General features: G+C 50.5%; 13 protein-coding genes. 1 reads left to right on the top strand and 12 read right to left on the bottom strand.

Annotation, left to right across the window (positions count from 1 at the left end):
- Positions 1 to 5: 5 nt before the first annotated feature.
- The 6 genes from ACLB09_RS19855 to ACLB09_RS19830 all read right to left on the bottom strand — a co-directional run bounded on the left by ACLB09_RS19855 (position 6) and on the right by ACLB09_RS19830 (position 8,082).
- Complete coding sequence (locus tag ACLB09_RS19855; protein WP_410771592.1) at positions 6 to 995, bottom strand: FecCD family ABC transporter permease; 990 nt, start codon at positions 993 to 995, stop codon at positions 6 to 8.
- Positions 992 to 2,002 (bottom strand): FecCD family ABC transporter permease, encoded by a 1,011-nt coding sequence (locus ACLB09_RS19850; RefSeq protein ID WP_410771591.1) that lies wholly within the window; start codon positions 2,000 to 2,002, stop codon positions 992 to 994. The genes ACLB09_RS19855 and ACLB09_RS19850 overlap by 4 nt, the downstream gene beginning before the upstream one ends.
- 24 nt (positions 2,003 to 2,026) lie before the next feature.
- The gene (locus tag ACLB09_RS19845) at positions 2,027 to 3,040 is read right to left on the bottom strand and encodes an ABC transporter substrate-binding protein (RefSeq protein WP_410771590.1); all 1,014 of its coding nucleotides are present in this window, start codon (positions 3,038 to 3,040) and stop codon (positions 2,027 to 2,029) included.
- Between the two features lie 221 nt (positions 3,041 to 3,261).
- Positions 3,262 to 3,759 carry a CYTH domain-containing protein gene (locus ACLB09_RS19840; RefSeq protein ID WP_410771589.1) on the bottom strand — a complete coding sequence of 166 codons (498 nt, stop codon included), beginning with the start codon at positions 3,757 to 3,759 and terminating at the stop codon, positions 3,262 to 3,264.
- Between the two features lie 99 nt (positions 3,760 to 3,858).
- Entirely contained in the window at positions 3,859 to 4,995 is a 1,137-nt protein-coding gene (locus ACLB09_RS19835) for a response regulator (RefSeq protein ID WP_410771588.1), read from the bottom strand.
- An 18-nt stretch (positions 4,996 to 5,013) separates the two neighbouring features.
- On the bottom strand, positions 5,014 to 8,082 hold the full coding sequence (locus ACLB09_RS19830; protein ID WP_410771587.1) for a hybrid sensor histidine kinase/response regulator: 3,069 nt from the start codon (positions 8,080 to 8,082) through the stop codon (positions 5,014 to 5,016).
- Between the two features lie 248 nt (positions 8,083 to 8,330).
- Here ACLB09_RS19830 and ACLB09_RS19825 point away from each other — a divergent pair, with 248 nt between their 5' ends.
- Positions 8,331 to 10,139: a methyl-accepting chemotaxis protein gene (locus tag ACLB09_RS19825; protein WP_410771586.1), complete on the top strand. Its 1,809-nt coding sequence runs from the start codon at positions 8,331 to 8,333 to the stop codon at positions 10,137 to 10,139.
- Between the two features lie 88 nt (positions 10,140 to 10,227).
- On the opposite strand, the gene ACLB09_RS19820 is transcribed toward ACLB09_RS19825, so the two are convergent.
- From ACLB09_RS19820 to ACLB09_RS19795, 6 genes are all read right to left on the bottom strand, one after another.
- A complete protein-coding gene (locus ACLB09_RS19820; protein WP_410771585.1) occupies positions 10,228 to 11,109 on the bottom strand; it encodes a hypothetical protein in 882 nt (293 codons plus the stop codon).
- Positions 11,110 to 11,218: 109 nt separating this feature from the next.
- Complete coding sequence (gene htpG, locus ACLB09_RS19815; protein ID WP_410771584.1) at positions 11,219 to 13,099, bottom strand: molecular chaperone HtpG; 1,881 nt, start codon at positions 13,097 to 13,099, stop codon at positions 11,219 to 11,221.
- A 120-nt stretch (positions 13,100 to 13,219) separates the two neighbouring features.
- The gene (locus ACLB09_RS19810; protein ID WP_410771583.1) at positions 13,220 to 15,223 is read right to left on the bottom strand and encodes an Mbeg1-like protein; all 2,004 of its coding nucleotides are present in this window, start codon (positions 15,221 to 15,223) and stop codon (positions 13,220 to 13,222) included.
- The gene (locus ACLB09_RS19805; protein WP_410771582.1) at positions 15,216 to 15,908 is read right to left on the bottom strand and encodes a hypothetical protein; all 693 of its coding nucleotides are present in this window, start codon (positions 15,906 to 15,908) and stop codon (positions 15,216 to 15,218) included. Before ACLB09_RS19805 ends, ACLB09_RS19810 begins: the two co-directional genes overlap by 8 nt.
- Before the next feature lie 125 nt (positions 15,909 to 16,033).
- The gene (locus ACLB09_RS19800) at positions 16,034 to 16,405 is read right to left on the bottom strand and encodes a hypothetical protein (protein WP_410771581.1); all 372 of its coding nucleotides are present in this window, start codon (positions 16,403 to 16,405) and stop codon (positions 16,034 to 16,036) included.
- Positions 16,406 to 16,515: 110 nt separating this feature from the next.
- Complete coding sequence (locus ACLB09_RS19795; protein WP_410771580.1) at positions 16,516 to 17,877, bottom strand: Mbeg1-like protein; 1,362 nt, start codon at positions 17,875 to 17,877, stop codon at positions 16,516 to 16,518.

Below are 17,877 nucleotides of genomic sequence, written 5' to 3'. Positions count from 1 at the left end.
CCCTCCTATTGATTTCTGCCCTTATAAAGCAAATAAATGAAGAACGGAGCTCCGATAGCTGCCGTAAATACCCCAGCCGGCACGTCCAGCGGGAGAAACAGCGTCCTGCCCGCCAAATCGGCCAGCATGACGATCAGGGCGCCCAGCAGCGCGGAAACCGGCAGTACCGCTCCGAAATCGGCGCCGACGATTTTGCGGGCCATGTGCGGCGCAAGCAAGCCGACGAAGCCGATCGCCCCGGCGACCGATACAGCCGAACCGGCCAAAGCGACGCTGAGCAGAATCTGAAGGAAGCGGGTCAGTTGTACCCGGCTCCCGCTGCTGGTTGCGATCTCATCGCCCAATTGCGAAATATTGACATGGCGCCTAAGGAGCATGGACAGCGGCAGCAAAAGGACGGTCCACGGTAACAGCAGCAAAACATGCTGCCAGTTCGCCCCGTAGACGGATCCCGTAAGCCAGGTATACGCCTGACCTGCATCATTGCGCGGATTAAAGACGATCATCATCGTCGTGGCCGCAGACATCAGAGACGACATCCCTACGCCGATAAGGATAAGGCGGAAAGGGGTCACTCCCTTTTTCCAGGCGAATACATAGAGGATGAACGCGGCGGCCGCGGCTCCGGCCAGTGCGGATACCGGCAGCCAGCGGATGCCGATCACGCCGACTCCATAGGTCAGGAACGCGACCGCCGCCGCCGAGGCTCCGCCCGTGATCCCCAATATTTCCGGCGAGGCCATCGGATTGCGGGCCACCGCTTGCAACAAGGTCCCGGCAGCCGCCAGGGAAGCTCCGGCCAGCATGGCAATCAGCATCCGGGGCAGCCGTAATTTCTGCACAATCATCGCATCCGCTTCCGGGCCGGCCCCGGTCAGACTGCGCAGCACGCTTCCGGGCGAGATGAATGTATCCCCCAGGCAAGCGCTGGCCAGCGCAGCTATAACTAGACAGGCAAACAGGATGCCGCCCGGAATCCATCTTCTCTTGTTCATGATTTGCCAATTCCTCTCCGGGCAAGGTACATAAAGAACGGAGCGCCGATGACCGCGGTCATGACGCCGACCGGCATTTCCTCGGGTATCATGATGAAACGAGCCCCGATATCGGCAAGCAATAGCAGTATCGCTCCCAGCACGCCGCAATAAGGAATCAGCCAGCGATGATCGATACCGGCGATGTGCCGGGCAACATGCGGCACGACGATGCCGATAAAACCGATCGGGCCGGCAATGGAGACCGAGCCGCCGGCCAGAACGACCACGATCGCTCCCATCCCGATTTTCAAGGCGGCGGTCCGCTGCCCTAATCCTTTGGCGGTGTCCTCGCCCATAAGCAGCACGTTCATGCTTTTGCCAAGCATCCAGGCCACCGTCCAACAGAGCATCATATACGGCGCCACGGTGGCGAGCATCTCGGGAGAGCGGCCCGCGATCGTACCGGTAAGCCAGAACAGCACGGTGCTCAGCCCCTGCTTATCCAGTGCCAAAATCCCCTGCGTGAACGAAGAGAACAGCGCGGTCAACGCCGCACCGGCCAGTACGATCTTGAGCGGGGTCAATCCTTCCCGGCCGGCGGAACCGAGAATATAAACGGTAACCGTCGCCGCCGCCGCACCCAAGAAAGACGCCCACATCAAAACGGGAAGGCTGGACACGGAGAACAAGACCGCCGTACCGACGACAAAGAATCCGGCTCCGGCATTTACGCCCAACACGCTTGGCGAAGCAAGCGGATTGCGGGTTAGCGTCTGCATCAGTGCGCCGGCTATCGCCAGGCTGGCGCCTATGACCGCAGCGATCAGGGCTCTTGGAACCCGGGTCGTGCGGACAATGATCTGCTCCGTGATGCCGGCATCATAATGGAACAGAGAATTCCATGCGGTGCCGAAGCTGTAGTTCGTAGCCCCCAGCATGATGCTAGCCATCATGGCCGAGAGCAGCACAGCAACCCCCAATCCCAAGCCCGCTGCCCTCCATCCTCGCAGAGCCTCCGGCTTCATGATTGTACTCTCTCCGATCATCATTTATTTGATATCGAAATAGGCGTATACATCATCGAGCATGGAATTGGCCGCCAGCACTCCGCCGCTCAAGTTCCAGGTAATGACATCGACCTCGATATGCTTCCCGTTTTTCACGCCGTTCAGGGTACTCCACAATGGATGGGACGTCCAGTCGTTTCTTGTATTTTCCGTGCTGGGATCGTCCGGACTGACTCGGGTAATGTCAAAAATATAATCCCCGTCCAACTGAGCCATCTGCTCCTTGGTCGTCAGATTGACCACCGCCTTGCCCTCTACCCGCTGGGCTTCAGGCCGCCCGATGCCCAACTCCTCGAAGATGGTTCCGGCAAACCCAGTTACATAGAAACGCGCGCTTCCGTCCTTCTCGAACCGGACGATCGATACCTCCGTATCCTTCAGGCGATCGCCGGCTTTCTCCTTGAAGTCGGCTACGCGGGCGTCCCAGTCGCCGATCAGCTTCGCCGCCTCCTCGTCCATATACAGCGCTTTGGCGCCGATCTGCAGATTGTCTTTCCAGTCGAAAATCTCTTCCGTAATCAGCGTTGGCGCAATATCTTTCAACTGCGGATAAATTTTCTCATGGCGCGTTTTGGTGCCGATGATCAAATCCGGCTTCAATGCCACGATCGCTTCCAGGTTCGGTTGGTTTTCCTCGCCCAGATCCTTCACACCCTCCATTTTATCCCGTAAAAACTCGTACCAAGGCTTTTGCTCCCATGATTCTACCGCGCCTACCGGTTTGACGCCGAGAGCGGCCGTGATATCCACCATCCCGTTAAACAGAACTACGATCCGCTCCGGCTTCTTCTCCAGCGTCACCGTTCCCAGGGCATGCTCAATCGTTCTCGGGCCTTGACCGCTATCACCCCCGGTTGTGTCCTCCGCAGCCTGAACGGACTTTGCGGTATTGCCTCCCGTTCCCTGGTTTTCCGTTCCCGCGCTATTTGAATTGGCGCCGCAGCCCGCTACGGCCAACGCCAAAATCAACGCAAAGATCATTTTGAAGCTTTTCATTTCTTGACCTCCCGCTAATGAGAATTTATTGATAATGATTATCGATATCAATATATACTCCAGGAATAAGATTGTACATGACCGATTTTGTCCCATTCCATTACCAATTTTGCCTCTGCTCCGTAAAAAAAGCCCGTCCCCGGCCGGGAACGGACTTTCTTGCTTCTGATTCTGATTCTGATTCTATTAACCATAGGCTTGATCAGCTTGGCCCTGCATCTTCACCACTTGCTTTGAAGGTCCCGCCAAACTTTCTTGTTACTGTATTGTTTATCCGTGCTGATATCCGGACCAAACCATCCCGGCGGGTCAAAATTCAGGGCTTCTTCTTCCGAATCGAACTCCACTTCCAGCACCAGCATGTTGATTTGGCGGTAATCGTCGATCTCAATCGAGACATCATTCCAGTTTGCCGTGATCCGTTTTTTGACCAGCGGCACCGCGCGGCGGATATGGATCATTTGCTCGTACAGTCCAGCCGAAATGTCGTACTCCACTTCCTCGCGGGCCAAACCGAATCCGCGCTTGAAGGTATGAGTATACTTGATGTCGCCAGTGGCAAGATCCTTGATTTTGCGGACCCTCAATTCCTGATCGCCGTCCAGCGCCAAATAGGTCTGGTCAATAACCTGTTCCCTGGTAATGAGAATGGCGCCTTCTTCAATCAGCGCTTTCGGATATTCCGGAAGCAAAAATTTCCGTTCAATTTCAAGCGGCATGCTATTCATTCTCCTTGCTGATGGTTTCTTATCCCAGTGTACCATAGGCGGGCATGGGCAGGCGAACGGTTAGACTTGCTCTTTCCACAGATTGCTTTGCTAATAAGCCATCAAATTCTTGTAAAGTTGCATAGTGCGCTCTTCCGGATATGCATCCAATTCTTCCCTGAGAAACAACACAAAGGCCTCGTAATAACGGACAAGGGAGACGTAATCACCCAATTTTGCATATAACGAGATAAGCATCCGGCATAATTCTTCCGAAAATGGGTCAATGGCGGTCAGAGCCTCAAGACGCTGTACTGCCCGCAACTCTCTTCCGGTTCTTTGCTCATACTCCACGGCCAGTAGACTGGTCTTGATGTACATCAGACGCAGTTCCTCCGCAAGCGGTTTGGCCCAAAAATAATCATGTTCCTCCAAATAATCTCCGCGGTACAAAGACAGTCCCCGGTCCAGGCTTTCCCATTCCCGAAGGGTGGCAACTTCTTGCCTTCCTGCAACCTGCCGGAACATGTCTACGTCTGTCTTCACGCTACCCATGACAAGCTGGTAACTGTCGTAGGCATAGTCCACCCTTATCCCGCCGCCTTTGGATTTTAATATTTTCCTAACCTGATAGACCGAAGTATGAAGCTGGGTCACGGCCTTGTCGACCGGAAGTTCGGGCCACAGCGTTTGCAGAATGACCTCCTTAGTTACTCGCTTGTTCCGATGGTGCACCAGAAAGGCGAACAATTCCTGGGCCTTCTGGGTCCTCCATTTGATCTGGCCGCCCGCCCCATCCTCCTCGTTCCAGGACAATTGCTTAAAACAAAGAACCATTAATTCGTTGGAATAATTCTCCCGAACAGCGTTCGTTTGAAGCAGAAGCTGCACTTCCAGCCGGCTGACCGTTTTGGTCAATCGTTCCGGCTCCACCGGTTTTAACAAATAATCCAGCGCGTTTCGTTCAAATGCCTCTACCGCGTAATGGTTATATGCCGTTACATACACGATCAGCACATCGGGATCGATCATTTTCAGCACTTCCGCCGCTTCCAGGCCATTCATTTCGGGCATGTCGATATCCAAAAAGATCACTTCGGCTTTCTCGGTCTCCAAATGATCCAAAGCCGATTGAGCCCGCGTGTACTTGCCTGCAACCCGGACACGCCCGTCGGCCATGAGCAATCGCTCCAACTGCATCAACGCCGGATTTTCGTCATCGATCAATATCGCCTTCAATTCCGCCACTCCCCCTCTCCTGACTGGTTACCTGAAGCTTTCCTTCAATTTTTTCACCTCGAAACGGACCTGGGTTCCTACCCCTTCGCGGCTTTCAAGCGTCAGCCCTTCTCCGTACAACGTGAGCAGCCGGGTGTGGATATTCCGCAGTCCCACGCCTCCCCGACCGCTTGTCCCTGATAACAGGAAGTCGATCACGTCAGGCGGGATTCCCACTCCGTTATCCCGTACACTGACGCAAATAAGATCTCCCTGCTCCCGGATCGAGAGATGAATCAGGCCACCGCCCGGTTTTTGCATGATGCCGTGTCTCACCGCATTTTCCACGATGGGCTGGATGCTGAGCGGGGGAATCAGCGATGTCATGTCGGCTGCAAGCTCCAGTCTTAATTCCAGTCGCTCCTGAAACCGAGCTTGCTCCAACCGTAAATAGGATTGAACTAAAGTCATCTCTTTCTCCAGCGTGACCAATTGATCCCTGTTCTGAAAATCGAAGCTGCCGCGCAAATACCGGCTTAACTCGAACAAAAGCCGTGAAGCGGCATCCGGTTCGGAAGGAAGAAAGGATAAGACCGTATTTAGAGCATTGAACAAAAAATGCGGCTTGATCTGTGCCTGCAAAAAGGCCATTTCCGAAGATATCGCCGTCTGAACCGATTTGCGTAATTCCAGCAAAGTACGGACCCTTGCCCTTAATTCGTTGGCATCGACCGGTTTCCGCAAAAAATCGTTCACCCCGGCTTGAAAGCCGATTTGAACATCCTCCGGCAAACTTCTTGAGGTCAGCAGGAGCACGGGCATTTCAAACAGCGAATACCTGTTGCGAATTTCCCTGCACAATTCAACCCCCGTCATACCGGGCATCATCCAGTCCGCGATGACCAGATCAACCCGCCTTCCGTTGCGCAGCTGTTCCAAGGCTTCGGTGCCGTTGTAGGCCTCGATTAGGGAATAGTTGTCCATGGACAATAAATGGTGAAGCACTTTCTGGTTCATCGGATCATCATCGACCGTCAGAATGACGAACTGTTCCGCCTTAACTTCTTCATGAAATTCATTCTGTTCCGCTATTACAACTTCGCTGGTCCGATCCGGTCCGCCTTGTTGAACCGGGGGCCGGGTAGCCGGAATCGAAGGGAGGGTAAAATAAAACACCGAGCCCTTGCCAAGCTCCGATTCGGCCCAAATCACGCCACCAGCTAGTTCCACAAGCTTCTTGGAAATGCCGAGTCCCAATCCTCTTTCTTCTTGGCCTGCGGCCGTCTCATCGAACGACCTGAAAATATCGTCAAGCCGCTCTTTGGCAATGCCGATTCCCGTATCCTCCACAGAGACGGTGACTTGGCCGTTTGCGGCTGAAGCGCTGACCCGTACAATGCCCTGGTCGGTAAATTTGAAGGCATTCCCGAGCAAGTTGTACAAAATTTGATGGAGCCTGTCCTCGTCCGTATCCAGCCAAGGCAAATTGTCCGGCCAATTCTGCTCAAACACGATATTTTTGGATCCCGAAATATGATAAATAACTTCCATGACCGAGCGGGTCACGGCCTTCAGATCGACGGGCTCCCGCCTGAGCGCAATGTCCTCGTGCTTGAGCTTCACAAAATCGAGAATATCGTTGATCTGCACCGACAGACGTTTCCCGGCCGTAACGATCATCGACAGATCGTTGGCTTGCTCCGGATTTACTTTGCCCGACGTTCCTTCAAGCAGGGACTGCGCTATATTGATCATTCCTTGCAATGGTGTCCGGAGCTCGAGCGAGGTATTCGCCATAAATTCATCTTTAAGCCCGTCCACAATCAGCAATTTTCGGGATAAGCTTTCCACTTCGGTAAAAGATCTGTCAAACCTCCTGGCAATCAGCAACGCTTGCGTAATCACGAACAGCAGCATCAGGCTAGGAACAAAGACCAGGCTCTCGTAACCGAACACGCTAAATAAATAAACCGCGATCGTCAGAAGCAGGCTCATCACGCCGACCAGGAAAAACGCCTTGTCCTCGTGCCGCTCCATAATGCTACGGAACAGTACGTAAGAGGTGTAGACGATACCGATTATGGAAAACAAAAGTATGACCGGCTCCAGCCGCGAAAACAGGATCGGCGGAACAGTCAGCGCAGTGACTACGGTCAAAACGGTAATCACATTGCATAACCGGAGGGCTATTTTATGTACCGCATTCGGAATGACGGCAGCTACATAGTGCAGCAGAAAAAAATAGATAAAGGCCGAGATAAACATTTGCATTTTCAAAAACCACGCATAAGGCAGGTCGGGTAATACTGTCGACAACAGCTTTTCGCCGTGGGTTAACACGTGCATCATGGCGGAGATACAGAATAGCGCCAAGTAAAGTAAGGAGGATTCTCTTCGAAGCCAATACAGGCCTGCAAAAAACAACGCAGGAATAAGAAATCCCGCTATCGTGATCCAATCGGATAACAGCGCATGATCTCTTTCGCTCATCAGGGCATGTTGATCCCCGAACAATATCGGGGTAAACACGCCGCCGGACGAGTATATATGGTTGGAAACCTGGACAAGGATTTGTATTTCGTCCCCCGAAACGGAGGCAAACCCGGCGTAAGGAATGTTGTTGGAGCGTTCTTCGCTTAAGGAACGTCCCGTCTCTCCGCTGGTACCTACCTCTTGTCCATCGATAAAAATACGATTCGCTGACCGGATGTTCCCGGTATGGATCCCGTAAAGCTTATTACTTTCTCCTCCGGCAGCAACCTTGACCTTCAGACGGAACGTTGCATAGCCTTCGGCGGTTGGCTCACCACCCGGGTGTATATAATTATTCCATTTTCCCGGCAAAGAAACGATTCCGGTGAGCTGCGGCGTGTCCGACTCAGGCGTAGCGTCCCCGGCGAAATCTCCCGGGGTCAGCAGCTGATTACGGTAAAATTCCCATTCCCCATTCAGCTCAACCACACCGCCTTCGGAAAAATCCCATTTGCTAAGATCGAGCCATCCGCGGTTCGCTTCGGGCTGGGAAGAATAGGCATACTCATGCACTACCCTGTAAGCTGGAAACAAAAAAATCAGCAGGGTCGCCCCTACGATAAATACAAGCCATTTTTTGCTCATTCCTCTTCGCTCCCATGTCTTTCCAGATGTCGCTTGCTTGCAGGGTATTTCAATTTTCAATCGATAAAGTCCTTTAAAAAAGATATAGCCTTATTCAGGAAAAGTAAATCCATTTTTTAAGAAATACCGGTTATTTATCCCGCAAGCCATTCAGCATATTTTCAGCGCCGGTTCATGTCCGCTTAAGTCGAGGTTACTATACTCCTAAATATCAACTTCACTTGACCAGTACATAGGGGGACAATCCATTGAAATTCATTAAAAACTTGAAAATCGCGTCCAAAATCAGCTTCCTATCCGCCAGTTTATTTATCTTTCTGCTGTTGACCGGCATTATAGGCATGCTGCAAATCTCCAACGTGAACGATAAGCTGGAGGAACTGAACAATTCCCGGCTAATTCCCATCGTCCAACTTGAGCAAATCAAGTCCGATATGGAAGCGACCCGAACGCTCGCAAGCACCTATATGGATGCAAGCAGCGACGAAGAACGGACTTCGATCCAAACGGAAATCACTACTTACCGCACTTCGATCCAACAGGCCCTGGAGGCCTATCATACCGATGCTTCCGTAAAAAATGTGTTGTCTGCTTACGACGCTTACGGCACCGCCATGGATCAATTCCTGGAACGCTTCGCCACGAATGCACTGGGTCCCGAGGGCGGGGAAGCTCCCGCTCCTGCGGAATCGGGAGCCGCCAATAACGAAGGCGCGGCGAGCGGCGACATCCCTGAGAACGGAAATCAGCCCGCAGGGACTCTGGTCGGCGGGCCTCCGGCGGAAATGACATCACTGGATCAAACGAAAAGCGACCTCATCACAACCATGGATTCCTGGATTGATCTCCATATCAAAACCGCGCAACAAACCTATGAAAGCAGTAAAACGGTCTTCCGTTCCACCCTGATCACGATGTCCGCGCTGATTCTGATCGGTGCGGTTATCACGGCCATATTGACCCTGTTTATCACGCGAATGGTTGTGGTCCCGTTGACCAAAGTGACGGCAAAGCTGCGGGACATAGCGGAATCGAACGGAGATTTGACCGGACGTCTCGCGTATCAGAGCAAGGATGAACTGGGGGACTTGAGCCGCAGCTTCGACAGCTTCATTGCCAGGCTCCAAGCCATGATCGCGGAAATGATACATTCTTCCGTGAAGATTTATGCCTCCAGCGAGCGGCTGAGCCAGGCAACCGGAACAACGACCTCCACGCTGGAGGGCATATCAACGACGATTCGCGAAATCTCCGAAGGGACAAGCGAAAATGCAGCCGTGGCTGAAGAAACGTCGGCTAGCCTGGCCGAAATGGCCAAATATTCGGAATCGACGGCCCTGGCCAGCACAAAAACGACGGAGAGCGGCAGAAAAGCCAGACTGGCCGCACAGGACGGCGCGGCCAAGATCAAGGAGATTATCGGCTCTATCCAGGAAATTGATACTTCCGCCAATCTGGTGTCGGACACGATTCATCTATTGAATGACTCTTCCGGCCGAATTGGGGAAATCACCGCATTGATCTCCGGCATTTCCGCGCAAACGAATCTGCTGGCGCTTAACGCAGCCATCGAAGCGGCCCATGCGGGCGAAGCCGGCAAAGGCTTTGCGGTCGTGGCGGACGAGATCCGAAAGCTCGCGGACGAGGCCAATAGCGCCGCGAAGGAAATCGCCGGACTGGTGAGCGACAACCAACTGAAATCCGCAACGGCCGTGAAGTCTGCACAGAACGTCACGGGCAAAGTAAAGCTCGGGTCGAACATAGCCGCCGAAGCGGGCGAAAGCATCGGGCATATTTTAAACAGCATCCAGGAGATCGCCGTTCAGATCGAACAGATCGAATACGACAACAACCGTCAGGCTCTGAGTGCCCGGGAAATGGACGCGGCGATTCAGAATATCGCCTGCTCCACCGGGGAAATCGCGGACGGAACCGAACAAATCAACGATAGTGTCAAGCAGCAGCTCGGCATGATGACCGAAATCGACGACACCGCCGATCATCTGGCACAAATGGCGAAGAAACTGAAGGAGATGACCGCGGGATTTACGGTTTAGTCCCCCTGAGGAAGACAATTGAATATGAACTACAAAAAGCTGGCCCGAAATCATTAAGTTGATTTTGGACCAGCTTTACATGTTTGCTTTATTCTGCGGTCTTGGTACGAGTAAATGTTCCTGGACTTATGCTGATGTAACTCGCCAACTTGTCATTACCGACTTTACGGACGTTAAACGACGCCACGAAATCGCCCTGCTGAATCGCTTGGGACAGCATTTCGCTGCGATAGCTGATCATTACCTTGTCGCTGCCTACCCCCATATCCATTTGTTCGGAATCGGCGGGAATCATGTCGCTGATGGCGGAAAGAGCCCCTGCGACATCGCCGACAAACCCGTACTCGATCTTGTAGGCCCGCTTTGTAGGAGGATGCATATCCGCGATCACTTCGCCTCTTTTAAATGACGCCTGCTTCTCGTCGCCCGAGTTGTATCCGTACTCGTCTTCCAAAACGGAGAGCGTATCGCCGATGCCGCCCGATGCCGTCAATTGCTCCGGCAAGGACGAGCTCTCCCCTGCTGGTTCCACCTCATCCGGAATTTCGTCGCCAATGATTTCGTCCGGTACGCCGGGGTTATTTTCCGGGTCAGCCTGCCGTGACTCCAGCTCCACCATTTTTTCAGCCGATTTTTCAGGAGTATCGGCAGGCTTAGCTGCGCCGGATGGCTTACTGGCCGACTGTGTCGGCTTGGCTTCTTCCGCGGCCTCTTCCTCCGTGTTGTCTATAGCGTTGCCGGCCGGTTCTTCCTCAGCCGTAGCCGTAGTCGGTTTCGCTTCACCGGCCAGTGCGGCTTTATGTTCGCTGACGGCTTCAAGCCCGCCGAACAGTAGAATGCAATAGCTGATTCCCGCCAAGACGGCGTACATTGCGATGCCGCCCTTTTTCTTTTTTTTCAAAGCATAAACAAAAGCCGGAATACAAATCAAAAACAGCACAAGGCCTAATATTGCTATGATTGTCCACATCGTTCGTTCGCTCCAACTCTCTCTAGTAATCTATGTATGTATGTAAAAAAATAACCCGTCATGGACAAGCCCGTGACGGGTTATTACTAATATAATCGTTTTGCGCGGCCTAGGCCATCACTTTGCAAATATTATTCGTAAATTCTACCGGATCCTCGATCGGCAGCCCTTCGATCAGCAAAGCCTGGTTATACAGCAGGCTGGTATACAGGCCCAGTTTATCCTTGTCGTTCTCGAACGCCTGTTTCAAGGACTTGAATACGTCGTGATGCACGTTGATTTCAAGCACTTTATCCGCCTTGACTTCTTGACCGTTAGGCATGGCGTTCAGCACTTTTTCCATTTCGATCGATACTTCGCCCTCGGCGGACAGACAAACCGGATGGGTTTTCAAACGTTTGGAAGCCTTAACCGATTTTACCTTGCCGGAGAGCAGCGAATTCATCGCTTCGAACAAATCCTTATTCGCGCTTTCAGCCTCTTTATCTTCCTGCTTGTCATCCTCGGACTCAATGCCAAGATCGCCGCTGGAAACCGATTTGAATTCCTTCTCCTTATAGTTCAGGATCATCTTGATCGCAAATTCGTCGATATCATCCGTAAAGTACAGAATTTCATAGCCTTTGTCGAGCACCATTTCGGTTTGCGGCAGTTTTTCCAGCCGATCCACGGATTCGCCGGACGCGTAGTAAATGTATTTCTGGTCTTCCGGCATTCTGGAGACGTATTCTTCCAGGGTAACCGGCTTTTTCTCTTTGGAAGAGGTGAACATCAGCAGGTCCTGCAATACTTCTTTGTTCATGCCGTAGTCATTGTAAACGCCGAATTTCAACTGCCGGCCGAACGCCTCGTAAAACTGCTCGTATTTCTCGCGATCGTCTTTAAGCAAGGTCTGTAGTTGGCTCTTAATCTTACTCTGGATGTTCTTCGCGATCAGTTTCAACTGACGGTCATGCTGCAGCATCTCGCGCGAAATGTTCAGCGACAGGTCCTCCGAGTCGACCATCCCTTTAACGAAGCTGAAATAGTCCGGGAGCAAATCTCCGCACTTGTCCATGATCAGCACGCCGTTGGAATAGAGCTCCAGCCCTTTTTCATATTCCTTGGTGTAGTAATCGAATGGCGTTCTTTCCGGAATGAACAGAATGGCATTGTAGACGACCGCCCCGTCCGCCTTGATATGAATATGCGATACCGGCTTGTCAAAACCGTAACGCTTCTCCATGTAGAAATTCTCGTAATCCTCATCCGTCAGTTCGCTTTTGTTTTTACGCCAGATCGGCACCATGCTGTTGACGGTTTGCTCTTCGCGGAATTCTTCGAATTCCCCTTCGCTGCCTTCCTTCGGGCGATGGGAGGTCACATCCATTTTGATCGGGTAACGGATGAAATCGGAATATTTCTTGATGATCGATTTCAACCGGTACTCTTCCAAATACTCGTCGTACTGGTCGTCCTCGGTGTTTTGCTTGATTGTCAAAATAATGTCCGTCCCGACGGTATCCTTATCGGCAACGTCTATCGTATAGCCGTCCGCCCCGGTGGACTCCCATCTATAGGCCTCTTCGCTGCCCAATGCGCGGCTGATTACGGTCACCGTGTCCGCCACCATGAAAGCGGAATAGAAGCCGACCCCGAATTGGCCGATGATGTTGTGGCCGTCCTTCGCCTCGTTCTCGTTCTTGAAGGCGAACGAGCCGCTGTTGGCAATAATGCCGAGGTTGTTTTCCAGGTCTTCCTTCGTCATGCCGATCCCCGTATCGGAAATGCTCAATGTACGGTTCTCTTTATCAACGGTCAATTTGATGAAATAATCGTCCTTGTTAAACGTCAGGTTTTCGTCCGTCAACGCCTTGTAATATATTTTATCGATGGCGTCGCTGCTGTTGGAAATGAGTTCCCTCAGGAAAATTTCCCTTTGCGTGTATATGGAGTTGATCATCATTTCCAGCAATCGTTTCGATTCCGCTTTAAACTGCTTTTTTGCCATTGACTAGTTCTCCTTTCTTTAGCTAAACATTATATTAGCACTCTGACGTTCAGAGTGCTAATTTCATAATTCTATATTAATTATCCTGATTTTTGATGTCAATACGATATGATTCCGAACCTATAATTTTCCGTGGTGAATTCCGCTTTTAATCATCGCTTCAAGTTTAATGTACTGTTCCCTGGCGACGGTCAGCGAAGTGATTTTCCGGCCTAATTCCGCCGATATACGTCTGCTGCGCTCTCTGACCTCATCGCATGACTTTTGTACCAGCCGCACCTGATTTTGGACATTGGCTTCGCTATAGGATCGCGACACCCCGGAGGCCACGCGCTGTGCCTCGTTGACGATTTGGCTACTTCTCGTTTCGATGTCCGAGTCCAGGTTTTTCAGCTTACTCTGTAAATCGTCTAACCGTGCCATATTTACGAGCAGGAGACCTTTTGAAGCGGAGGACAGCCCCTTGGCCACTTTGTTCACGAAGCTTTTGACCGAAAACGCGGCTTGTTTGCCAAAATCCTTTATTTTCTTCGCAGTCAGTTTCGCCATGGTTTGTACGCCGGTTTTAAAATCGTCGTAGGCCTCCGAAATTTTCTCCTTGGCCCGGTTGAAAAAGCCGGAAACTTTATCAACGGCCTTGTTCCAGGCATTTTTCACCGCATCCATCGCCCGTTTCGTGCCCTCGGCAATGCTGTTGCAAAAGCTCTGTACGGATTGAACCACCTTGTCTTTGAACCTTACTATCGCTTCGGCGGCATTCACGGCCGCGTCCTTGATCTTCCCGGCCATCTCTTTTATGCCGTTAACGAGCCGATTCCATCCGTTCTTGATCTGCTGGACGAAGCCCATGATCGCCGCGCTGATATGTTGGGCCGTATTTGCAATTTTAACCGCGATATTGGACAAAAATTCATTCAGCTTATCCACAATCAAGTCCTTGAGCAACTCCCCGATTTCGGACCCTAAATCCACCAGGTATTTTATATTGTTCGCGTTGATCGCAAGAGAACGCAAATAATCGTCCATAAAATATCGGGGGAACACTAAGGCAAGGAACCTCGTTACTACCAGACCCGCGAAATCCTTTCCGGCATCAACGGCATGTTCAACAAGATAATCCCCTAAGTAAGGAAGCACCAGCTTGATGCTTTCCTTCGTCTGCGCATCGGACTCCTTCAAAAAACCTTCTTCTCCGCTCTCCATTAAGGCGAGCAGCCCGTCGATCGCATAGCTCCGGTCAGGCTCCTCCATGTTGGCATTCAGGTAGATCGTCAGATCATTAATCAGACTGGATATGGCGCTTCGCTCCGTCACTTCCCGCAACTGGCCGTTCTTATCCAGCACGATATTCGGTCTGTGGTTGAAAATGAATTCTTCTTGCTTCTCCGTATCGATATACTTGATCGTTCCGGCAATCGGGTTGAGGAGACAATTCACAAAATCACTTTCCGCGGATATCGAAACAATTTTATGACCATTCGCTTCAATCTGATCTTTATACTTTTCAAGAAATTCCTTCGAAAAACCTTGCCCGTCAAAAGAAACGGCCCGATCGACTTTATCGGAAAGAATCGCTACATACTGCGTCTTGTTGCCGCCCTTGGAATGGCCGGTTACCGTAATGTTCTCATACGGCAAGCCTTCAATATACTGCAAAGCGGCCTTTTGCTGCTCGGTATCGGACAAATAACCCCCCGTCCCGTTATCATGCCATTCATAATCCCCGCCGGTTCCCCGGAATACGACCGTCGCTTCCTTGGTGGCGGGATCATAGAATGTGGCGGCACGCATCCCTACTTCTATAGGTTCCCCCTTATCGTTCACAATGACTTGACCATTCTTGTCGTACACTTTGCCGATCTCCCCATGGGTGACCGTAAGCGTCTTTAACTGCGGATCCTTATCGATGGCGTTCAGGATGGTAAGCCATTCTCCCTTGGACATTTTACAGGGATATTCGTCGGCCGTACCGGCTTTATAGGGGTTCCGGCTCTTTTCCAGGCCGTTCTCCTCCAGCATGTAATCGACGATGTCTCCGACGGTCATTTCGTTCTTATTGGCGACATCCTTAAGGTAGATTAAATTGTCCAGCAAAATCAGCTGACTTTCGCTCAATTCAGCCATCGCTCTCTACCTCCTGGCCGTTCAGCTTGATTCCCAAATTGTATCTGACTCTAACCGACTTATAATTATCCAGGAAGTATCCATTCTCGCGTAGAGTCGTTAAATTCGAAACGCCCGGATCGATAGATTCGAACTTATCGTCATAGACAACGAACAGGCGGACAAAGCCGACCATTTTTTTACCGCGCATTTGTTCCGCAATCTTTAGCAGTCCCTCCTCCACATTCTTGCCCTCTACGGAAGATTGCTTCACAAACACTACGGTTTCCGAAGAAAAGTTCTCGTCTTCACGATAAATCTCTTCAAGTTTGGTATCTTTGTTCAAGCGGTCAGGCAAAACACCCTCGCCGAATTCGGTATACAATTTATAATCTTTGTAAATTCCGCCGACGATCTCGGAGAGCACCGATTCGTATTCCGGTTTGATATAGATGCCGAAGTAACCATCGCTCATATTGTAGGAGCCATCGTCCATTCTGGTTCCCCATACCTCAAAGGAATCCCCTTTATTCCCGTTTTTCGGATAGGCCACCAAAGTGTCGTAACTGTAAGCCAGACCGCTGGGGCTCAAAGTCAGAGGAGCAAATTCATCTCCATACTTCTCCTGCAAATAGGCCAGCATTTGTTCTTTGATGGCTTCCGGATTAATATTCTTGTTCTGATTCGCTTCTGCTTCCTTTTTCATACACCCGCTCACTCCCCATGAAATGATTACCGCTAACAGGATCAAAATCGTTCTCGACAACGTTTGCTTAACCAGGTGATTCAATATCATCTCCCACCCTTACGCATCAATTTTGCGACCACACCCTATAAAATTCCGTGGCGGCTCCCGCTCTTTAACATCGCTTCGCTGGCTGCAATGACCGTTTTTTTAACCGTATTGGCTATTTCCATTACTCTAGCCTTCAAGCGCTCCCAGCCTTCATTTACTTTCTGAACGAATGCTATAAATCCGGCGGAAATCATGGCCCCAATTTCCCCGGCTTTATTCAAAGTCTGGTTAATCCTGTTCACAATCCAATCCCCGGTCTCCCGGATCTTTTTAACCGAAGCATCAATGAATCTGTTAACACCTTCTTTGGTCACCGCTACGATCGTCGTTACTACAGTTTTAAAATCGTTATAGCCCTCCGTAATTTTATTCTTAGTCCGGTTAAAAAATCCGGATACCTTATTCATCGCATCATTCCAGGCCTGTTTGACTGCGTTGATCGCTTTCCGGGTACCGTCCGCCGGCTAGTTCCAGAACCCATTCAGGCTTTGCATAATTTGACGGGCTCCTTTAATAGCTAGCGCGCCGGCAGTCGCGAGTTTCTCCATGAAGCCACTGACCTTCGCAACCAGGTCATTCCAGCTTTTGTTGATTTTTGTATAAATTCAACAATTCCTGCTGCGACATGCTGGGCCTTTTCGGAGATATATTCCGCTAAATCATGCAAATACTCCGACACCATTTCTTTAATCATATCTCCGAACAACAATCCAAGATCATTCCATAACGCTTTAAGATACGAGGCATTTTCTGTGTTTTCTTTAATATGAGATGCATACTCGTCAAGGGTAAAAGGACCTCCAGGCCGGAGTGCGATGAAAGAAAAAAGCCCTGCAAAATCCGTGCTTCCCTCTGAAAGTTTTTGTAGTATGTATTCTTTTACATAGGGGTATAGAAGTTCTTTGCTCTTCTCCATTTGTTCATCGCTTTCCTTGAGGAATCCCTGATCCCCTTCCTCCAGCATAGCGATTAATCCGTCGATCACATAACTTCGATCAGGCTCTTCCATGTTTTCGCTGAGATAAATCGTTAGGTCATTAACCGTTTTGGCGAAAGCCGTCTGATTAACGGGATCACGTAGTTGACCCAGTTCATTCAGCACGATATTCGGTTTGTGATTTTGTATCAATTCTTCTTGCTTTTCCGTATCAATATAAATTACTTTTTCGGCAATCGTGTGAAGCAGGACGTTCACAAAATCATACTCGGCTGAGATGGATGTAATTTTATGTGCATTTTCTTTGATTTCGTCTTTATATTTCTCAGTAAATTCCTTGGAATAGCCTTGCCCGTCTAAAGATACCGCCCGGTAAACCTTATCGGACAGAATAGCGACGTATTGAGCCTTACTGCCCCCTTTGGAATGCCCCGTTACCGTGATCTTGTCATAATCCAGCTTTTCAACATATTCCAAGGCTGCCTTTTGCATCTCCGTATCGGACAAATACCCGCCCGTACCGTTATCATGCCATTCATAGTCCCCGGCTGTTCCGCGGAAAACGACGGTCGCTTCCTTTCCGTCAGGCGAAACAAAGGTTGCCATCCGTGCGCTTTTTTGCAATATTCTATTATTCTTACCATCCCAAACGGGCTGGCCATTTTTGTCGCGAGTAATACCTGGGTCGCCATTTTCAACGATTAAGGACATTAATTGAGAGTCCTTTTGTATTGCTTCTAAAACGGCAATCCATTCTTCTCTTTCCATTTGACCCGGGTATACTGATACGCCATCGTCATTAATTTCGATGCTTTTATCAAGTTCGCCCTTTAAAAGGTTGTTAATAATTACACCGACTGTCTTTCCATTTTGCTCTGCTACATTATCAAGATATATAAGATTATATAGTAGAATTATTTGGCTATGTGTAAGCTCAGCCAA

The organism is Fontibacillus forbon, from assembly GCF_046559655.1.
Taxonomy (GTDB): domain Bacteria; phylum Bacillota; class Bacilli; order Paenibacillales; family Paenibacillaceae; genus Fontibacillus.
This window is presented reverse-complemented; position numbering and strand designations above follow the sequence as displayed.

Coding starts and splice junctions, on each gene's coding strand:
- ACLB09_RS19855 (WP_410771592.1), bottom strand. CDS start 995: ATGAACAAGAGAAGATGGATTCCGGGCGGCATCCTGTTTGCCTGTCTA.
- ACLB09_RS19845 (WP_410771590.1), bottom strand. CDS start 3,040: ATGAAAAGCTTCAAAATGATCTTTGCGTTGATTTTGGCGTTGGCCGTA.
- ACLB09_RS19840 (WP_410771589.1), bottom strand. CDS start 3,759: ATGCCGCTTGAAATTGAACGGAAATTTTTGCTTCCGGAATATCCGAAA.
- ACLB09_RS19830 (WP_410771587.1), bottom strand. CDS start 8,082: ATGAGCAAAAAATGGCTTGTATTTATCGTAGGGGCGACCCTGCTGATT.
- ACLB09_RS19800 (WP_410771581.1), bottom strand. CDS start 16,405: ATGAATAAGGTATCCGGATTTTTTAACCGGACTAAGAATAAAATTACG.
- ACLB09_RS19850 (WP_410771591.1), bottom strand. CDS start 2,002: ATGAAGCCGGAGGCTCTGCGAGGATGGAGGGCAGCGGGCTTGGGATTG.
- ACLB09_RS19810 (WP_410771583.1), bottom strand. CDS start 15,223: ATGGCTGAATTGAGCGAAAGTCAGCTGATTTTGCTGGACAATTTAATC.
- htpG (WP_410771584.1), bottom strand. CDS start 13,099: ATGGCAAAAAAGCAGTTTAAAGCGGAATCGAAACGATTGCTGGAAATG.
- ACLB09_RS19805 (WP_410771582.1), bottom strand. CDS start 15,908: ATGAAAAAGGAAGCAGAAGCGAATCAGAACAAGAATATTAATCCGGAA.
- ACLB09_RS19820 (WP_410771585.1), bottom strand. CDS start 11,109: ATGTGGACAATCATAGCAATATTAGGCCTTGTGCTGTTTTTGATTTGT.